Annotated in this window: 16 protein-coding genes and 1 tRNA gene; 10 read left to right on the forward strand and 7 right to left on the reverse strand. The window is 65.8% G+C overall.

Annotation, left to right across the window (positions count from 1 at the left end; genetic code table 11):
* Positions 1–32: 32 nt before the first annotated feature.
* Complete coding sequence (locus CXX84_RS11440) at positions 33–659, reverse strand: hypothetical protein (protein WP_102976822.1); 627 nt, start codon at positions 657–659, stop codon at positions 33–35.
* A gap of 200 nt (positions 660–859) precedes the next feature.
* Here CXX84_RS11440 and CXX84_RS11445 point away from each other — a divergent pair, with 200 nt between their 5' ends.
* The 3 genes from CXX84_RS11445 (at position 860) to CXX84_RS11455 (ending at position 3,399) form a co-directional block, all read left to right on the forward strand.
* Positions 860–1,207 (forward strand): hypothetical protein, encoded by a 348-nt coding sequence (locus tag CXX84_RS11445; protein ID WP_102976823.1) that lies wholly within the window; start codon positions 860–862, stop codon positions 1,205–1,207.
* 192 nt (positions 1,208–1,399) lie between these two features.
* A complete protein-coding gene (locus tag CXX84_RS11450; RefSeq protein ID WP_102976824.1) occupies positions 1,400–2,617 on the forward strand; it encodes an NRAMP family divalent metal transporter in 1,218 nt (405 codons plus the stop codon).
* Positions 2,614–3,399 (forward strand): putative hydro-lyase, encoded by a 786-nt coding sequence (locus CXX84_RS11455; protein ID WP_102976825.1) that lies wholly within the window; start codon positions 2,614–2,616, stop codon positions 3,397–3,399. Before CXX84_RS11450 ends, CXX84_RS11455 begins: the two co-directional genes overlap by 4 nt.
* On the opposite strand, the gene CXX84_RS11460 is transcribed toward CXX84_RS11455, so the two are convergent.
* The 4 genes from CXX84_RS11460 to CXX84_RS11475 are packed head-to-tail and all read right to left on the reverse strand — an operon-like array spanning position 3,384 to position 8,284.
* On the reverse strand, positions 3,384–4,091 hold the full coding sequence (locus CXX84_RS11460) for a GntR family transcriptional regulator (protein ID WP_102976826.1): 708 nt from the start codon (positions 4,089–4,091) through the stop codon (positions 3,384–3,386). The genes CXX84_RS11455 and CXX84_RS11460 overlap by 16 nt on opposite strands.
* Positions 4,092–4,122: 31 nt before the next feature.
* The gene (locus CXX84_RS11465; protein ID WP_102976827.1) at positions 4,123–5,859 is read right to left on the reverse strand and encodes an acetyl/propionyl/methylcrotonyl-CoA carboxylase subunit alpha; all 1,737 of its coding nucleotides are present in this window, start codon (positions 5,857–5,859) and stop codon (positions 4,123–4,125) included.
* Positions 5,860–5,870: 11 nt separating this feature from the next.
* The gene (locus CXX84_RS11470; protein ID WP_102976828.1) at positions 5,871–7,529 is read right to left on the reverse strand and encodes a 5-oxoprolinase/urea amidolyase family protein; all 1,659 of its coding nucleotides are present in this window, start codon (positions 7,527–7,529) and stop codon (positions 5,871–5,873) included.
* A complete protein-coding gene (locus CXX84_RS11475) occupies positions 7,526–8,284 on the reverse strand; it encodes a LamB/YcsF family protein (RefSeq protein WP_102976829.1) in 759 nt (252 codons plus the stop codon). Before CXX84_RS11475 ends, CXX84_RS11470 begins: the two co-directional genes overlap by 4 nt.
* A gap of 345 nt (positions 8,285–8,629) precedes the next feature.
* Between CXX84_RS11475 and CXX84_RS11485 the strand changes: the two genes are divergently transcribed.
* Together CXX84_RS11485 and CXX84_RS11490 are read left to right on the forward strand one after the other, a co-directional pair.
* Positions 8,630–9,070 carry a MarR family winged helix-turn-helix transcriptional regulator gene (locus CXX84_RS11485; RefSeq protein ID WP_223253070.1) on the forward strand — a complete coding sequence of 147 codons (441 nt, stop codon included), beginning with the start codon at positions 8,630–8,632 and terminating at the stop codon, positions 9,068–9,070.
* Between the two features lie 82 nt (positions 9,071–9,152).
* Complete coding sequence (locus CXX84_RS11490) at positions 9,153–10,640, forward strand: MFS transporter (protein WP_102976831.1); 1,488 nt, start codon at positions 9,153–9,155, stop codon at positions 10,638–10,640.
* Positions 10,641–10,822: 182 nt separating this feature from the next.
* Here the strand turns inward: CXX84_RS11490 and CXX84_RS11495 are convergent, their stop codons facing one another.
* Positions 10,823–11,428, reverse strand: a complete 606-nt coding sequence (locus CXX84_RS11495) for a dihydrofolate reductase family protein (protein ID WP_102976832.1) — start codon at positions 11,426–11,428, stop codon at positions 10,823–10,825.
* A 324-nt stretch (positions 11,429–11,752) separates the two neighbouring features.
* Here CXX84_RS11495 and CXX84_RS11500 point away from each other — a divergent pair, with 324 nt between their 5' ends.
* Positions 11,753–12,052, forward strand: a complete 300-nt coding sequence (locus tag CXX84_RS11500; RefSeq protein WP_102976833.1) for a DUF4193 domain-containing protein — start codon at positions 11,753–11,755, stop codon at positions 12,050–12,052.
* Between the two features lie 407 nt (positions 12,053–12,459).
* On the opposite strand, the gene CXX84_RS11505 is transcribed toward CXX84_RS11500, so the two are convergent.
* A tRNA-Ser gene (locus CXX84_RS11505) sits at positions 12,460–12,549 on the reverse strand.
* A gap of 200 nt (positions 12,550–12,749) precedes the next feature.
* Between CXX84_RS11505 and CXX84_RS19340 the strand changes: the two genes are divergently transcribed.
* The 4 genes from CXX84_RS19340 to CXX84_RS11520 all read left to right on the forward strand — a co-directional run bounded on the left by CXX84_RS19340 (position 12,750) and on the right by CXX84_RS11520 (position 16,125).
* The gene (locus CXX84_RS19340) at positions 12,750–12,995 is read left to right on the forward strand and encodes a hypothetical protein (protein WP_223253071.1); all 246 of its coding nucleotides are present in this window, start codon (positions 12,750–12,752) and stop codon (positions 12,993–12,995) included.
* A complete protein-coding gene (locus CXX84_RS11510) occupies positions 12,974–14,584 on the forward strand; it encodes an HNH endonuclease signature motif containing protein (RefSeq protein ID WP_223253072.1) in 1,611 nt (536 codons plus the stop codon). Before CXX84_RS19340 ends, CXX84_RS11510 begins: the two co-directional genes overlap by 22 nt.
* Positions 14,585–14,691: 107 nt before the next feature.
* Positions 14,692–15,723, forward strand: a complete 1,032-nt coding sequence (locus tag CXX84_RS11515) for a zinc-dependent alcohol dehydrogenase (protein WP_102976834.1) — start codon at positions 14,692–14,694, stop codon at positions 15,721–15,723.
* Between the two features lie 3 nt (positions 15,724–15,726).
* The gene (locus CXX84_RS11520; RefSeq protein ID WP_102976835.1) at positions 15,727–16,125 is read left to right on the forward strand and encodes a 6-pyruvoyl trahydropterin synthase family protein; all 399 of its coding nucleotides are present in this window, start codon (positions 15,727–15,729) and stop codon (positions 16,123–16,125) included.
* The last annotated feature ends 3 nt before the right edge of the window (positions 16,126–16,128 follow it).

The following is a 16,128-nucleotide window of genomic DNA, read 5'->3' on the forward strand; positions in this document are numbered from 1 at the left end:
GTGGGCCGGCACCGGCAGAGTCCGGTGCGGGTTCAGGAGGAAAGTACGACGGCGGAAGGCGGGCCGCGCCGGCTGTCCTGCCGAAGGTTGCGCCATGGACGCAGGGGCACGGCGGCAGGCGGGAAGACTGAAGAAGGCGCCGTGCCGTCGTCGTACGCAAGCGGTTGGGGGAGCGCCACCAGCGGCCGAAGCCAGGCGGCAAGTGCCCACAGTGCTGCCTCGCCTTTGGCGAACAGCAGCGCGCTCCCCAGCGTCGCCGCAGCATGGGCCGTGAGCATCAGGGGACCGGACGCCACGGCAGGCCCAAAGAGTTGGCCTGCTGCGGGGGCCAGGAGGTCCGCTCCGATGAGGTGGCCGTCATGAGGTGTTGTGGTGGCGCCAGCCGCGGTGGCCGCAGGGGCACTGAAAGCTGCAAAGACCTCGTGCAGTGCAACCTGCCCGCCGCCCAGGAGTGCTGCCGTAGCGGGGAACCCCAGCCGCAGCCGGGTGGCAGTGGTGCTGCCGAGCATTGTCAGCGCCAGCACGGCCAGCATGATGGCGGGCATGGGAAGTGTTCCTCCGCCGGCCAGGTGCGCCCCGGAGGCCAGGGCCAGGATGACCATGGACATCGTTGATGCACGCAGGAAGTGGAAGGGTGTCCGTGGACGGTGCTCCTGCACGGATGGTCCCCCTTCCGGTGCCGGAACGGGCCGCGAAGGGCGGCGCCGGTCAAAATGATGGTCGTTCAGATTCTATCGGTGGGTTGCCCCCTTCCGAAGCGGCGCAGGCAGGGACAGCCCCGCCGCACCGGCTATGTACCCGCTCTTCAGGGCCGCGTTAGACTGCCTCAGTAACTGTCGGCGATCTTGAGGAGAAGTTTATGGACTACACCGGAAGCCAGTCAGAGAAGGCCGTTCCCGCGGGCGAACTGGACCGCAGCCACGTTGGCCACACGGTCAGTTTCCAGCCGAACGAGTTCACCGTGGTCTTCGGAAAAATTGCCGGGATCGCCCGTACGGAAGCAATGGTGTACCTGTCCCTGGACGGTGTCTCGGGCGGCACGCACCTGAAGGATGAATACGACCTGCCCGTCGGGCACTCCGTGTACCTGCAGGTGGACGTGATGTCCAACGCCGAATCCACCATCAAGGACCTGTTCGGCAAGGTGCAGGAGAATCTTCGCGGCTCCGGCCACAAGGGCTCCGACGAACGGACCGACAGGCTGTAACTGTTGCTGTCCAGGCGCGGTGGAGGTTTGAAGAAGGCTGGTACCCAAGGGGTGCCGGCCTTCTCCTGTTAACAACAAAACAAGAACGGTGGAAAGTTGTTCAACAATGCCTTGCGCGGATTGTTCAACAACCTGTATCGTCAGTCGGGACGACCACTGTGACTCCAGTCACCCTTAACAACGGACGGACCCATGGCAGACACCGGCACAAAACTGAACCTGAGCTCCTCTGCTCGGCGAACGGCCCTCCTGGGAGCCATGTTCCTGATGGCCACCAGCGCCATCGGGCCGGGATTCATCACCCAGACCACTGTTTTCACCGCCCAGATCGGCGCCGCCTTCGCGTTCGCGATCCTGGCTTCGATCGTCATCGACATTGCGGTCCAGATGAACGTCTGGCGAGTCATTGGCGTATCAGGGCTTCGCGCGCAGGAGCTCGGCAACAGAGTAATCCCCGGCGTCGGCTGGTTCCTGGCCGGACTGGTGTTCCTCGGCGGCATCGTCTTCAACATCGGGAATATCGCCGGTACCGGACTGGGCGCCAATGCGATGCTCGGAGTTGACCCCAAGATCGGCGGCGGGGTCTCCGCCGTCGTCGCCATCCTGATCTTCCTGAGCAAAAGGGCCGGACTGGCGCTGGACCGGATCGTGGTGCTCCTGGGCGCCGTCATGATCCTGCTGATGATCTATGTGGCCATCGTCGCCGCACCGCCGGTTGGAGAAGCGCTCAAAAACACGTTCCTTCCGGAAACCGTCGACTTCCTCATCATCACCACACTCGTGGGTGGAACGGTGGGCGGCTATATCACCTACGCAGGCGCACACCGCATGCTGGACTCCGGCGCCACCGGGATTGAGCACGTCAAGGAAATCACGCGCAGCTCGGTGCTCGGCATCATGGTCACCGGCCTCATGCGCGTGCTTCTCTTCCTGGCCATCCTCGGCGTTGTGGCCGGCGGGACCGTGCTCAGCAGCAACAACATGGCTGCAGAAGCGTTCGGGGCGGCGGCCGGCGAGATCGGCATCCGCATGTTCGGCATCGTCCTCTGGGCCGCTGCCATCACGTCCGTCATCGGTGCCGCCTTCACCTCCGTTTCCTTCATTACCTCGTCAAAGACCCCTGAGCGCAAACGCAACCTCATCACCGTCGTCTTCATCGCAGGCTGTGCCGTTGCCTACCTCCTGCTGGGCCAGCCACCGCAGCAGCTGCTGATCTTCGCCGGCGCGTTCAACGGCCTGATCCTCCCGGTCGGTTTCGGGGTTCTGCTCTGGGTTGCCTGGCGGCGCCGCGACCTGATGCACGGCTATGTTTACCCGAAGTGGCTGCTTATTGTCGGTGTCCTCACCTGGCTGCTCACGCTGTTCCTTGGCTGGAACTCCGTCATGGGCCTCGCGAAGCTGTGGTCATGACCAGCCGCGCTTCAATCCTCCCCGCCGAGGCCCGCGCGGCCTTCCGCGCCGGACTGGTGGTGCCGACGTCGGGCTGGTCACGCGGCTATGCACAGGCCAACGTCCTCTCCATTCCCCGCGAGCATGCCTTCGACCTGTTGCTGTTCGCCCAGCGCAACCCCAAGCCGTGCCCCATCCTCGGGGTCCTTGAGCCCGGCCAAACCACCGGACCGCTGCTGGCCGTTGGGGACATCCGCACGGACGTCCCCAGGTACACCGTTTACCGGGACGGTGAGAAGGTAGACGACCCCACGGACATCATGGACTATTGGCGCGACGACCTGGTCACGTTCCTCATCGGTTGCTCCTTCACCTTCGAGGCGGCCCTGCAGGACGGGGGCATCTCCATCGCACATATCGACCAGGGCGTCAACGTGCCCATGTACCGCACCAACCGGCAGTGCGCCCCGGCCGGTTCAATGTCCGGGCCGCTGGTGGTGTCCATGCGCCCGGTACCGGCGGCGCAGGTGGCGGACGCTGTCCGGATTACCTCGCGCTACCCGGCGGTCCACGGCGCACCGGTCCATGTGGGCAATCCGGAAGAGCTGGGCATCAATGATTTGGGCCGCCCCGACTTCGGGGAAGCGGTACACATCCCGGCAGGCCACATCCCGGTGTTTTGGGCCTGCGGCGTCACGCCCCAGGCGGCCGTCATGCAGTCGCGGCCGCCACTGGCGATAGGACACGCACCCGGGCACATGCTGATCACTGACGCCCGGGACAGCGACTACCTGGTGCCGTAGGCGCCACTGCCAGGAGCACCTGCCGGGAGCGCAGAATCCGCCAGGTGCTCCAGCAGTTCTGCTTCTGCCGTATCCAGGTAGGCGCGCAGCCCGGCCGCAGCTTCCTCCCGCTCGCCGGCGCGCAGCTGCTTCACCAGCGCCACATTGCGGTCCACGTAATGGCTGTGGAAGTCCGGCGCCGAGGCCATGGTGTAAAAGACCAGGCGCATTTCCGCGAGCACCCTGTCCATCAATTCCTGCAGGGAGGCGCTTCCCGTCAAGGCAACTACCGCCCGGTGCAGCGACTGGTTGGCGTCCGCCATGTCCGTTACGGATCCGCTGTTCCTGGCTTCCTGGGCCCGCTGCACGATCTCTTCCAGGTTGTGCAGGACCTCCGGGGTGAGGTCCCCCCAGAGGACTGCGGCGGGCTCGATCATCCGCCGCACCCGGTAAATTTCGCGGACTTCCTCAACGCCGGGTGAAGCGACGAAGACGCCGCGGTTGGGAATGCGGGTCACGATGGATTCCCCGGCGAGGGTGGTGAACGCCTGCCGCAGTGTATTGCGGGATACGCCGAGCGCCGCGGACAGCGGTTCCTCGGACAGCTTCGACCCGGGGGTCAGCTCGCCGGCGGCGATCCGGCCGCGCAGCACGGACGCAATCCACGAGGTGGTATGTGCGTGTTCAGCCGCGCCGTCTGTCAGAGTGTCCATGGTTTTCCCCCATTCCGTCGAACTAACGATGCTAGCTGACAGTACCGAGCACTTCACCGCGGGCCACGGCAGCGCCTGGCTCCTGCCCGCCCTGCCGGAAGGTGCCGGTGACGGAAGCAACTACTACTGTCTCCATTTTCATGGCTTCCAGGACGGCAACGGGGTCTCCCGCTGCAACCTCGGCGCCGTCGCCGGCCACCCACTTAACCAGGTTTCCGCCCATGGGCGCGGCCACGTGCCCGTCCGCGTCCGCCTTTTCCCCGGCTGGCGAAGACTCGACGGCGGCGCCTCCGCCGTGGAGCAGGGCGTGGAAGACCCGGGCCGGCAGCCCGAGCTGGACGGCCTTGCCATCGATTTCGACGGTGAGGGTTTCACGGCGCGCGACGGGGCCCAGCGCGCCGTGCTTCAGTGATGCCGCCAGGCGGCCGGAGAACTCGGTCTCAATCCAGGTGGTGAACACCCCCAGCCTGTCCGCAGCCGTGAAATCAGCATCCCGCACCACTGCGCGGTGGAACGGAACCACCGTGGGGACACCTTCGATCCGCAGCTCGTCCAGGGCAGCCTTGGCGCGGCGCAGTGCCTGCGGGCGGTCCTCACCGTGGACGATCAGTTTGGCCATCAGGGAATCGTATTCAGCGGGAATGACGGAGCCGGACCGGACTCCTGAATCCACCCGGATTCCGGCGCCGGTGGGAGCCTCGAACACATCGACAGTGCCGGGAGAGGGCAGGAAGCCCCGCCCGGCGTCCTCGGCGTTGAGCCGGAACTCGAAGGCGTGGCCGGACGGCACCGGGTCTTCGCTGACGGACACCGGCAACCCGGCGGCGATGCGGAACTGTTCGCGCACCAGGTCAAGTCCGGACGTCATCTCGGTGACAGGGTGTTCCACCTGCAGGCGCGTGTTTACTTCAAGGAAGGAGATCACGCCGTCGGGGGCCACCAGGTATTCCACTGTGCCGGCGCCGGTGTACCCGGCCTCCCGGCAAATGGCGCGCGCGGACTCGTGGATCCGGCCCCGCTGTTCGTCGGTGAGGAACGGCGCCGGTGCCTCCTCCACCAGCTTCTGGTTGCGCCGCTGCAGCGAGCAGTCGCGCGTGCCCACCACCACCACGTTCCCGTGGGTGTCGGCCAGGACCTGCGCCTCGACGTGGCGGGGTCGCTCCAGGAAGCGCTCCACAAAGCATTCACCGCGGCCAAACGCCATGGTTGCCTCACGGACCGCTGAGTCGAAGGCATCATCAATGTCTTCCATCCGGTGCGCGATTTTCAGTCCCCTGCCGCCGCCGCCGAAGGCCGCCTTGATGGCCACGGGGACACCGTATTCTGCGGCGAACGCGCGCACTGCCTCGGCATCAGCCACCGGCCCGTCAGTGCCGGGGACCAGGGGTGCGCCGGCCCGGACCGCAATTTCGCGCGCGGTGACCTTGTTGCCCAGGCTGCGGATTGCGTCAGGCGAGGGCCCCACCCAGATTAGTCCGGCGTCGAGCACTGCCTGGGCAAAGTCCGCGTTCTCGGACAGGAAACCATAGCCGGGATGAACGGCATCGGCGCCGGACCGGGCAGCAATGGCCAGGAGCTTTTGAATATCCAGGTAGGTTTCCGAGCTTGCTGATCCACCCAGGGCATAGGCCTCGTCGCTGAGGCGGACGTGCATCGCATCGGCGTCGGGGTCGGAATACACGGCCACGGACTCCAGGCCCGCGTCGGTGCAGGCCCGGGCGATCCGGACAGCTATTTCACCGCGGTTGGCGATCAGGACTTTTTTCATGGTTGCTTCTTTCACGGGCTCGGGACAGTGGCCAGGGGCTGCAGCGTTTCGGGGTCAACCTCTACGAAACGCAGGGCAGCGCCGGGGGGAAGTTGCGCTGCAGCAGGAAGGTCTTCGGGGATGACGGCGCCGATCACGGGATAGCCGCCCGTCACGGGGTGGTCGGCCAGGAACAGGACGGGAAGGCCCGACGGCGGGACCTGCAGTGAGCCGGCCACCACGCCTTCGCTGGGGAGTTCTCCGGCCCGTGCCCGTTCCAGGGATTTGCCTGCAGTTCCAGGCCCCTGTGCCGCATCCAGCCGGACGCCGATGCGGTTGGATTCTGCGGTCACGGTCCATACCTGCCCGGTGAGCGCCTGACGGGACTCGGGAGTGAACCAGTCATGGCGGGGGCCGGTGGTGATGCGCAGGACTACAGGCCTGCCACCTGCCGCGGAGGTAACTTCTTCCGGCAGCGCGGGCGGTTCCGGCTGCCCCACGGCGCGTGCTGTGTCCACTGGGCTGACGGGCAGCACAGTCCCGGCGGCCAGCGGGGCAGGACCGATGCCGGACATCAGGTCGGTGGAACGGCTGCCCAGCACGGGGGGAACGTCGATTCCGCCACGCACCGCAAGGTAGGTGCGCAGGCCTGCGTGCGGCATCCCGAGATGGAGCCTCTCGCCGTCATGCAGGGGGAACGGCGTGTACATGGGCGCTTTCCTGCTTCCGCCTTCGCTGCGTATTTCCGCCGGCACGGGTGCGCCGCTGAGAGCCAGCGTCAGTTCGCCCCTTGCCTGGACTGCAAGGCCGCCCAGGATGTTTTCGATCACGGCGTCGGTGGGCAGGTTTCCCACCAACCGGTTCGCCTGCCGTGCGCTCGCGGTGTCCGCGGCGCCGGCGGGGGAGACACCCAGATCGCCCAGCCCTGGCCGCCCAAGGTCCTGGATCAGCGCCTGCGGACCCGGCGAAACGACCTCCAGGGCAGGGCCTGGCGGAACCGGTACTTCCTGGTCGGGCAGGTCTGCCTGGTCCAACCTGTCCTCGTGGGCGGATGCGATGTCCACGAGTTCGCGCACTGCAACGTACTGGACGGTGGTGCCGGGACGGACCAGGGCCGGCTGCTCCCGCTGGAGGTCCCACATGCGCGTGGCGGTATGCCCGATCAGCTGCCAGCCGCCCGGAGAGCGCCGGGGATACACGGCCGAAAAATTGCCTGCCAGTGCCACCGAGCCTGCAGGTACGGCTGTACGCGGGGTGCCGCGCCGGGGCACATTGAGCTCATCGTTCTCGCCCACCAGATAGGCGAATCCCGGGGCGAACCCGCCGAACGCCGCGGTCCAAAGCTGGCCGGTATGGGCAGCGACCACACCGTCCGGGCCAAAGCCGGTGAGGCGGCCGACCTCGGCGAGGTCCTCGCCGTCGTACACCACCTCGATCAGCACCGGCTTGTCAGCCTCCGCGGCATCGCGGGCCGGCCCGGCATCCAGGTGCGGGAGGGTTTTCCGGGCCGCCTGGGCGTTTGCGCGGGAGTCGAACACCACCAGCACGGTCTGCGCCGCGGCGAGTACCTCAACCTGTCCAGCCGCCGGGTTCTCCCGCAGCCGGGAATGCAGGGACAGCACCGCATCGAGCGAGTCCAGCTCGAGGAGCAGGGCGCGGGGCCCTGCCCAGCGGATCTCCGGCACGCTCATACGAAGCTCCGGATGCCGACGCCGGCAGCTTCGAGTTCGCGGCGGACCGCTGCCGCCATCGACACGGCACCCTCGGTGTCCCCGTGCAGGCAGATACTCTCCGCTGCCGTTTTGATAGTGGATCCGTCCTTGGCAATGATGGTTCCCTCGGTGGCCAGCCGGACCATGTTCGCTGCGACAACGTCCTCGTCATGGAGCACGGCACCTGCTTCGCGGCGGGACACCAGTGTTCCGTCGGGGTTGTAGGCGCGGTCGGCAAAGGCCTCGGCTACTCCCCGGAGGCCCGCTGCCTCGGCGGCGGCCAGGGCCACCGAGCCCGGCAGCAGCAGGAGCGGCAGGTCGCCCCCGAAGGCCTTCACTGCATCAACCACCGCCTGCGCCTGCACCTGGTGCGTGACGATGGTGTTGTACAGGGCGCCGTGCGGTTTTACGTACCGGATCTGGCCGCCGGCCGCGCGGGTGATCGCTTCGAGTGCGCCCAACTGGTACAGGACATCGTCAGCGAGTTCCGTGGGGGAGCAGTCGAGGAACCGGCGGCCGAATCCCGCCAGATCCCGGTAGCCCACATGCGCGCCGATGGTAATGCTGGCGGCCACGGCGTCACGGCAGGTCTGGGCAATGGTGGAGGGATCTCCGGCATGGAAGCCGCACGCAACGTTCGCGCTGGAGACGGAGCGGAAGATGGCTGCGTCGTCGCCCATGGTCCAGTTGCCGAAGGATTCGCCGACGTCGCTGTTGAGGTCAATGAACGCCATAGTGATTCTCGTCTCGTTGAAGTGGTCCCTTTAGCATGCACGAGATTGGCGGATTGTTCAACAATTTTCGGCGGATCGGTGTGGTCGGCTTGGGATGCAGGCGAGCCGGCAGCGGGTCCGGTGGAGCAACAACAAATGCCCCGCAGGCGAACACGGGGCGCTCCTGCTCCGGGGCGCCTTCCTCCTGCCTGCTGGCCGGAGTGTCACCCACATGATCTACCGCGATGCAGGCCACCCTTCCCGGCTGGTTCTGCCCTTGACCACACGGCAGGCGGGGGGATTAACCGGCCTGCGCCCTCCTATGCTTGGGTGATGCCCTCCTCCACGTCCCCCCAGGAAGAACCAGTGCCACTGAATGACCGGCAACTTGCGGTTGCCGTGCTCGACATTTCTTTTGAAGTGCGGCGGAAGTCCCATGAGGGGACGGGCGTGCTGCCCCTGTCCAGTGGCGTGCTGGACGTCATCAGGGTTATCGAACGGCACCCCGGGATTACAGTGGCGGAGGTGGCGGCCCGGCTGGGGCGGCAGCTGAGCAACGTCAGCTCCCAGCTCCGGGAACTGGTGGCGCTCGGACTGGTTACACGCGTCCGGGACGACGCCGACAAGCGCTATGTCGCCCTCCACCCCACCCCGGAGTCGCAGCGCATCAAGGCACTGCTTGAAGGGGCGTGGGCGGCGGCCCTGGCGTCGGCGAGCTCCCGGCTGCTGCCCGAGGAGCGCGAACAGATAGCAGCCAGCCTGCCCGTGCTGCAACGTCTCGCTGCACTGCTCGCCGAACCCGAGTAGCGAAAATCACCAACGTCACCGCCTCCCGCGGCCCAGACCAGTAGTTATACTTTTATAACTATAATTACTTCGAAGGATGACGATGAGTACGGCTACGCAATTAGCAGGAGCAAGATCAAACCAGGAGGGCGGGCCGCACGGCACTGAGCGGGGGCAGGCCCGGGGCCGATGGTGGGCACTGGTATTTCTGGCGCTGGCCCAGTTCATGGTGGTTCTCGACGGCACCATCGTGAACCTCGCCCTGCCGAGGCTGCAGGGGGAAATGGGCATCAGTGACTCCACCCGGTCCTGGGTGGTCACGGCGTACGCGCTGGCCTTTGGCGCCTTCCTGCTCCTTGGCGGCAGGATCGCGGATTTCTGGGGCAGGAAGCGCACGTTCATTACGGCCGCCGTCGGCTTTGCCCTTGCATCCGTAATGGGCGGCATCGCGCAGCAACCGTGGGAACTGATAGGCGCGCGTGTCCTGCAGGGACTCTTTGCAGCGCTCCTCGCCCCGGCCGCCCTGGCGCTTCTGACCGTCGCTTTCCCCGGCGGCAAGGAACGCGGGACTGCCTTCGCGGTCTTCGGCTCCATCACAGGCGTTGGCGCAGCCGCCGGCGTCCTCCTGGGCGGCTTCCTGACCGAATACGTGAGCTGGCGGTGGTGCTTCTTCGTGAACGTGCCGATCGCCGTCGTCGCGCTGGCAGGCGTGTGGGTCCTGGTCACCGAAAGCCGCGCCCAAGGATCCACCAAGTACGACTGGCCCGGCGTTATCCTGGCTGCCCTGGGCTTGGGGTCCCTCGTCTACGGCTTCACGAATGCCGAGCATGGCTGGGGTGCGCCCGAGGCCTGGGGCTTCATCGCTGCAGGTGCCGTGCTGATGGTGCTGTTCGTCCTGGTTGAGAGCAGGGTGAAGCACCCGCTGCTGCCGCTCCGGGTGGCCACCGAGCGGAACCGCGCAGCGGCATTCCTTGCCTCGTTCCTGTCAGGTGCAGTCCTGATTGGCGGCATCCTGTTCATCAACTTCTATATCCAGATCGTGCTCGGTTTCGCCCCGTTCCTGGCAGGGCTCGCCTCCCTGCCCATGACCGTGGCGGTGCTGGTGACGGCAGGCGTCGTGGCAAAGAACTTGCCAAAGGTCGGTGCAAAGATTCCGACGGCGGTTGGCCCCCTCCTCATCACCGCGGCGATGCTGTGGCTCACCCAGGTCACTGCTGAGGGAACGTACCTTTTCAACATGCTGCCCGCTCTGGTCCTGCTGGGTGCGGGCCTGGGCATGGTCTTCGTGCCGCTGCAGAACCTTGCCCTGTTTGGCGTGGACAAGGACGATTCGGGGGTGGCAAGCGCCCTGGTGAATGCCTCGCAGCAGATCGGCGGGTCCCTGGGCATCGCCCTGTTCAGCACCATCGCCGCCGCGGCAGCTGCCGGCGGAGCCTCGCCCGCTGCCCTGTCTACCGGCTACTCGACCGTTTTCCTGTGGGCTTCGGGCGTTGCCATCCTTATCACGCCTATTGCGCTGCTCCACATCACTATCGACCGCAGGACGTTTACCGGAACAGGCGGGGATGCCCCGGTGGTCCACCTGGGCTGATGCCTGCAATCCCGGGGCACTTTGGCGCGGACACGCCGGAAAATTAGCGGCCGCCGTCGTGCGTCCTGCCCAAAGCGCCCCAGGATGGCGGGCACTAAGACAGCAGAAAGCCCCTCCCTTGAACTGGAATCCAGTTCAGGGAGGGGCTCTCGTGGTGCCGTGGGGATGTGGCGTCTCCGGGGTTAGCCGGTGCGACGATAGCGGACGTGCGTGGCCAGCGGCGAGTGAAGCACTTCTGCAGGTTCGAAGCCGAAGGATTCAACGCCGTCGAAGATGCGCTCGCCCGAACCGAGAAGGACCGGTGCGATATCGAGGGTGAGCTCGTCCACCACGCCCGCGATCAGAGCCTGCCGGACCGTCGAGGCCCCACCCGCAATGTCCACGCCGTTGTCCCCGGCGGCCTCGCAGGCTGCGGAGTACGCGGCGTCGAAGCCGTCAGTGACGAAGTGGAAGGTCGTCCCGCCCTCCAGCTGGATCGGGTCATGTCTGTGGTGCGTCAGCACGTAAACGGGCGCGTGGTAGGGCGGTTCAGCTCCCCACCACCCGGTCCATTCCTCATTCCAGTTGCCCCGAATCGGGCCGAACATATTGCGGCCCATCACATAGGCGCCCCGCGGGCGCATGAGCCATTCGCTGGCGGCCTTGTCGGCCTCATTGGCGCGCGGGTCGCCGATATGCCAGCTGTGCAGCTCCAGCCCCCGCTTGCCCAGGGGGTTTTCACGGCTCTGGTCCGGCCCGGCGACGAAGCCGTCCAGCGAGATCGACATGTGGCACGTTGTGTCCGGCACCTCGAACCTCCTGAGTCATCTGACTTGCATGCAGCCGTGTGGGATTTAGGGGATCCTAGCATCTCTGCGGCTGAGGCGAAGGCAACTTTTCCCTAGTGCGGGGCCGAATTCCGGCGTGTTGACTGTCGTCATCGATCTCACGGGCCCCGCACGGACACGGCCACCGACCGGAAGGCGGGGACGGCCACCTGACGGAGGCTCTCCGGTCCGCCACCATCCGCTTTGACGAGTCGCAACCGGTGACCGCATTTTTCGGGAATTCTTCTTGTCTCCGGTACGTTGCAGGACCGGTAACACAAGATCAAAAGACAAAAGAGGTGCTTTGTGGCAACTGATTACGACGAACTGCGCACCGACGTCAAGGAATCCCAGGAGAACTCACTGGAGGCCTTGAAGTCCGCCAAGGCGCCTGACGCCAAGTCGGTGGTTCAGGAGCTCGACGAGACTGACGCCCTGGACGGCCTGACCCCTGGTGGCGAGTTCATTGCCGAAGAGCTCGTTGTACAGGTCATTCCCCAGGCTGATGACGAATTCACCTGCTATTCCTGCTTCCTGGTCCGCCACCGTTCGCAGAAGGCGCGCGAAAAAGATGGCCATGCATACTGCGTGGAATGTGAGGGCTGAGAAGTTCTGGCCGGCTGTCACGGAGCATACCTCCGGACAGGATCTGCGAAGAATTTACCTGCGCAGGCGGATCGATACACCCGAACGTTCCAAGGCGATGGGCAGCTGACTCCTGAGCACGGCCACGGTGATCAGAGATCCCGTGAGCGCCCTGCTGCCGCTCTAACTGGGATTTCGGACTAGGCCCGCCCGACTGGAACGATAGTGAAAGGTGCAAGTGCAGGGTAGCGCATGTCGACAAGCGGCTGTCGGCCGGGAGCGCGGAGCTGCCTCGGGAGAGACGAGGCCGGTCATCGACCGCCCCGCCTGATATTTATCCTGTTACTGCTGCGCTACCGCTGAACCATTCCCGGCAAAGCAAAAGGTCCTGATTCCCTTTGTTTGAAAGGGAATCAGGACCTTTTCGGTGGCGGTGACGGTGGGATTTGAACCCACGTTGGCTTTTACACCAAACAACATTTCGAGTGTTGCACCTTCGGCCGCTCGGACACGTCACCAACCTGAATAGGGTACCGGAGCAGGGTCGCATCCCCAAAACGGCTAAGGGTGGTGCCAACCGGCACCGCCTATGGCGGGGAGACCCAGAAGAGCATTTTTTAGGTTCTAAACGACGGGCTGAAGGCCATTATTGTCAGACCCCCTCACCATGATGGAGGTATGGAACTGAACGCGGCGGTGGTGGAGGCGGAGGCGGCGGTTGACGCTTCGGTGGCTGCTTTCATGGCTGTGCTCGCTGGTGGCAGTACCGCTGCTTCCGGCGCCTCGCCCGGTCATGGTGACGCTGAGCCTGATGCTGGTGCTGGTGCTGGTGCTGGTGCTGGTGCTGGTGCTGGTGCTGGTGCTGGTGCTGGTGCTGGTGCTGGTGCTGACGCTGCGGTTGGATGTGTTGGTGATCCGTTTCAGCGGGTTGTTGATGGGGCGTTGGATGTTCTCGCCGGGATAGCCAGGTCGGAGGCGAAGCTGGCGGCGTTGAAGGCGCAGGCGGTTCAGGTGCTTGCCGCGGCCACCAGTGTGCTGAACGGTCCGCCGTCGTCGCCGCAGGAGGCTAGCGCGCAGGACCGGAGCCTGGTGGCCGAGTTGGGGTGTGCGCTGGTGATTGGCGACCGTGCCGCCGGTGCCCTGCTGGCCGAGTCCCATGCCCTGACCACGTCCCGGCCCCGGACCCTTGCCGCTTTGCAGTCCGGGACGATCTCGTGGGCGCACGCCCGGGTCATGGTGGACCAGACCCTCGGTCTTGACCCGGCCGCGGCGGTGGCCCTGGAGGACCATTTCCTGGACCCGGAGGCGCCGCACCCGGCGAAAGGGGCCCGGGTCGGGGAGATGCCGGCTTACCGGTTTAGGGCCAGGGCCAGGACCTGGCGGGAGCGCCACCACCCCGAATCGCTGGAGAAGCGGCATGCCAAGGGCGTAGCGGACCGGCTCGTCGAATGCCGGCCGGACCAGGACGGCATGGCCTGGCTCTCTGCTTACCTCCCCGCCGACCAGGCACTGGCAGGCTGGAACCGAATCAATGCCCTCGCCCGGGGAATGCAAGGACCCGACGAGCCCCGCACCCTGACCCAGATCCGGGCCGACGAATTCTCCAAGGCGATCCTCACCAGCGGAACCAGTTGCGGTAGTAGTGACAGTTCCCGCTTCCGTGCCGGCAACGGCGACGTCGCAAGTAACGGCACCGGGCCGGGTAACGGATACAGCGACGATGCCGGGGCAGGTAGTACCGACGGGGCAGGCGCAGGAACGGATCCCGCCCCGTCGTCATCAGTCCGGGCGCAGGTCTTGGTTACCGTGCCGGTGTTTTCGCTGATGGGAGTCACCGACGAGCCCGCGGTGCTGGACGGCTTCGGCCCCATTCCGCCGTCCATGGCACGGAAACTGGTCGCGAACGGTGCCGATTCGTTCCGCCGGGTCCTTGTCGACCCGCGGGACGGTGCGCCGCTGGAGATCGGGCGGACCAGCTACCGGGTCACCAAGGCCATGCGGAACTGGCTCCGGCTGCGGGACGGCAAATGCCCCTTTCCCGGGTGCAGCAACAATTCATTGGACAACGAGGCAGACCACCTCCTCGCCTGGCACAAGGGCGGCAACACCGGAATCAGCAACCTCGGACAACCCTGCCCCAAACATCACCGGCTCCGGCACACCAGCGGGTGGACACCAACCCCGGCCACCCGGAACGAACCACCCGGCTGGATTTCACCGTCCGGGCGGCATTACAAGAGTGAACACCAGGACTGGGAACCACCGCACTGGCCGGAGATTGGCTTGTCGCCGGATTTCAGGGTGCCGGATGACCTTTCCGAAACCTGGCCCCAGCCGCATCAGCTGTCGCAGCACCGCCTACCGCCCGACGGCTCTGCCTACGACAACGTTCCTCCCAATGATCTCGCTTTTGAGAGGCTGTTTCCCTACGACGAGTTTCCGGAAGACACTTTTGCCGACTGGTTCCTGCCCGGGTACCAGCGGCCCAAGGATCCGCTTCCGGAGGATGCCTGGTGGGCGATGGCTTGCGAGGCGAGTACTGCCACCCGGTGATGCGCGCACCGGACTCGGGGGAGGAAGGCAGACGGCTCCTTTTCGGTCAGGAAAGACGCACGCCAACTTTTGCCCTACACGCCGGGAGGGCTAGATTCATCAGCAAGATGACTAATCAATCCAGTCCCAAACACGCAACCGCCTACTGGACCACTGCCAAAGAACATGGGGAGCTCCGTCCTGAACAGCTCCCCGTGCCCGGCCCCGATGAAGCCCTGGTCCGCGCCCTGTACTCCGGCATCAGCAAAGGCACGGAGATGGTAGTGCACGCTGGCGCCGTTCCACCCCGGGTGGCTGAGGAGATGCGGGCGCCGCGCCAGGAGGGCCACTTCCCGGGGCCGGTAAAGTTCGGCTACCTGTCCGTCGGGGTTGTCGAGGAAGGGCCGGAGGGCTGGGTGGGACAGCGCGTCTTCTGCCTGAACCCCCATCAGGACCGCTACGTGACGCCCGTCAGCTCACTCACAAGGATCCCCGACGACGTGCCCTCCCGGCGGGCCGTGCTTACGGGCACTGTCGAAACCGCGGTCAATGCGCTGTGGGAGGCCGGGCCGCGGCTGGGAGACCGGGTTGCAGTCGTCGGCGCCGGCCTTGTGGGCGGCATGGTAGCCACCCTGCTCAGGACCTTCCCGCTGGGACGTCTGCAGCTGGTGGACCTGGATCCGGGCCGGAAGCAACTGGCAGAAACCCTCGGAATAGACTTCGCCCACCCCGACGACGCCCTCCCCGACTGCGACATCGTTTTCCATTGCTCGGCATCGCAGGAAGGCCTGGCACGCAGCCTGCAACTGGCCGGCGACGAGGCGGATGTCATTGAGATGTCCTGGTACGCGAACCGCGAGGTAACCCTGCCGCTGGGGGAGGACTTCCACGCCAGGCGCCTGTCCATCCGGGCAAGCCAGGTAGGAGTGGTGGCACGCGCCCGCCGGCACCGCAGGACCACTGCAGACCGGCTAAACCTGGCCGTATCCCTGCTGAAGGACCCCGTATTCGATGCCTTCCTCACCGGTACGTCGCCGTTCGCCGAGTTGCCGAACGTGGTCCAGGACCTCGCCCACGGCAACCTTGACGCCTTGTGCCACGTCGTCGCATACCCCGGCGACGATAACGACCAGCAGCCCAACCGAGAACACCAGAGGTAGTCCATGTTCAGTTTGACCGTCCGCCGCCACTTCATGATCGCCCACAGCCTTCCGCGCGAGGCCTTCGGGCCAGCCCAAGGATTGCATGGGGCGACCTTTGTCACTGAGGTGACCTTCCGCCGTCGGACGCTCAACGAGGACGCGATTGTGCTGGACATCGGGGCAGCCGGCACCATGATTGAGGAGGTGCTGGCTGGCCTGAACTACCGGAACCTCGACGAGCACCCCGATTTCGCCGGCAAGCTCAGCACCACGGAGGCGCTGGCCGAGTACATCGCACAGTCCGTGGCGGACAAGCTGAAGGATGATGACGACGGCGGCCAGCTCGCCGGGATCGACGTCACCCTGCGCGAGAACCCCGACGCCTGGGCCACCTACTCACTGGACCTTTCAGCAGCCTGACCC

Source organism: Arthrobacter sp. AFG7.2, assembly GCF_002892835.1.
Taxonomy (GTDB): domain Bacteria; phylum Actinomycetota; class Actinomycetes; order Actinomycetales; family Micrococcaceae; genus Arthrobacter.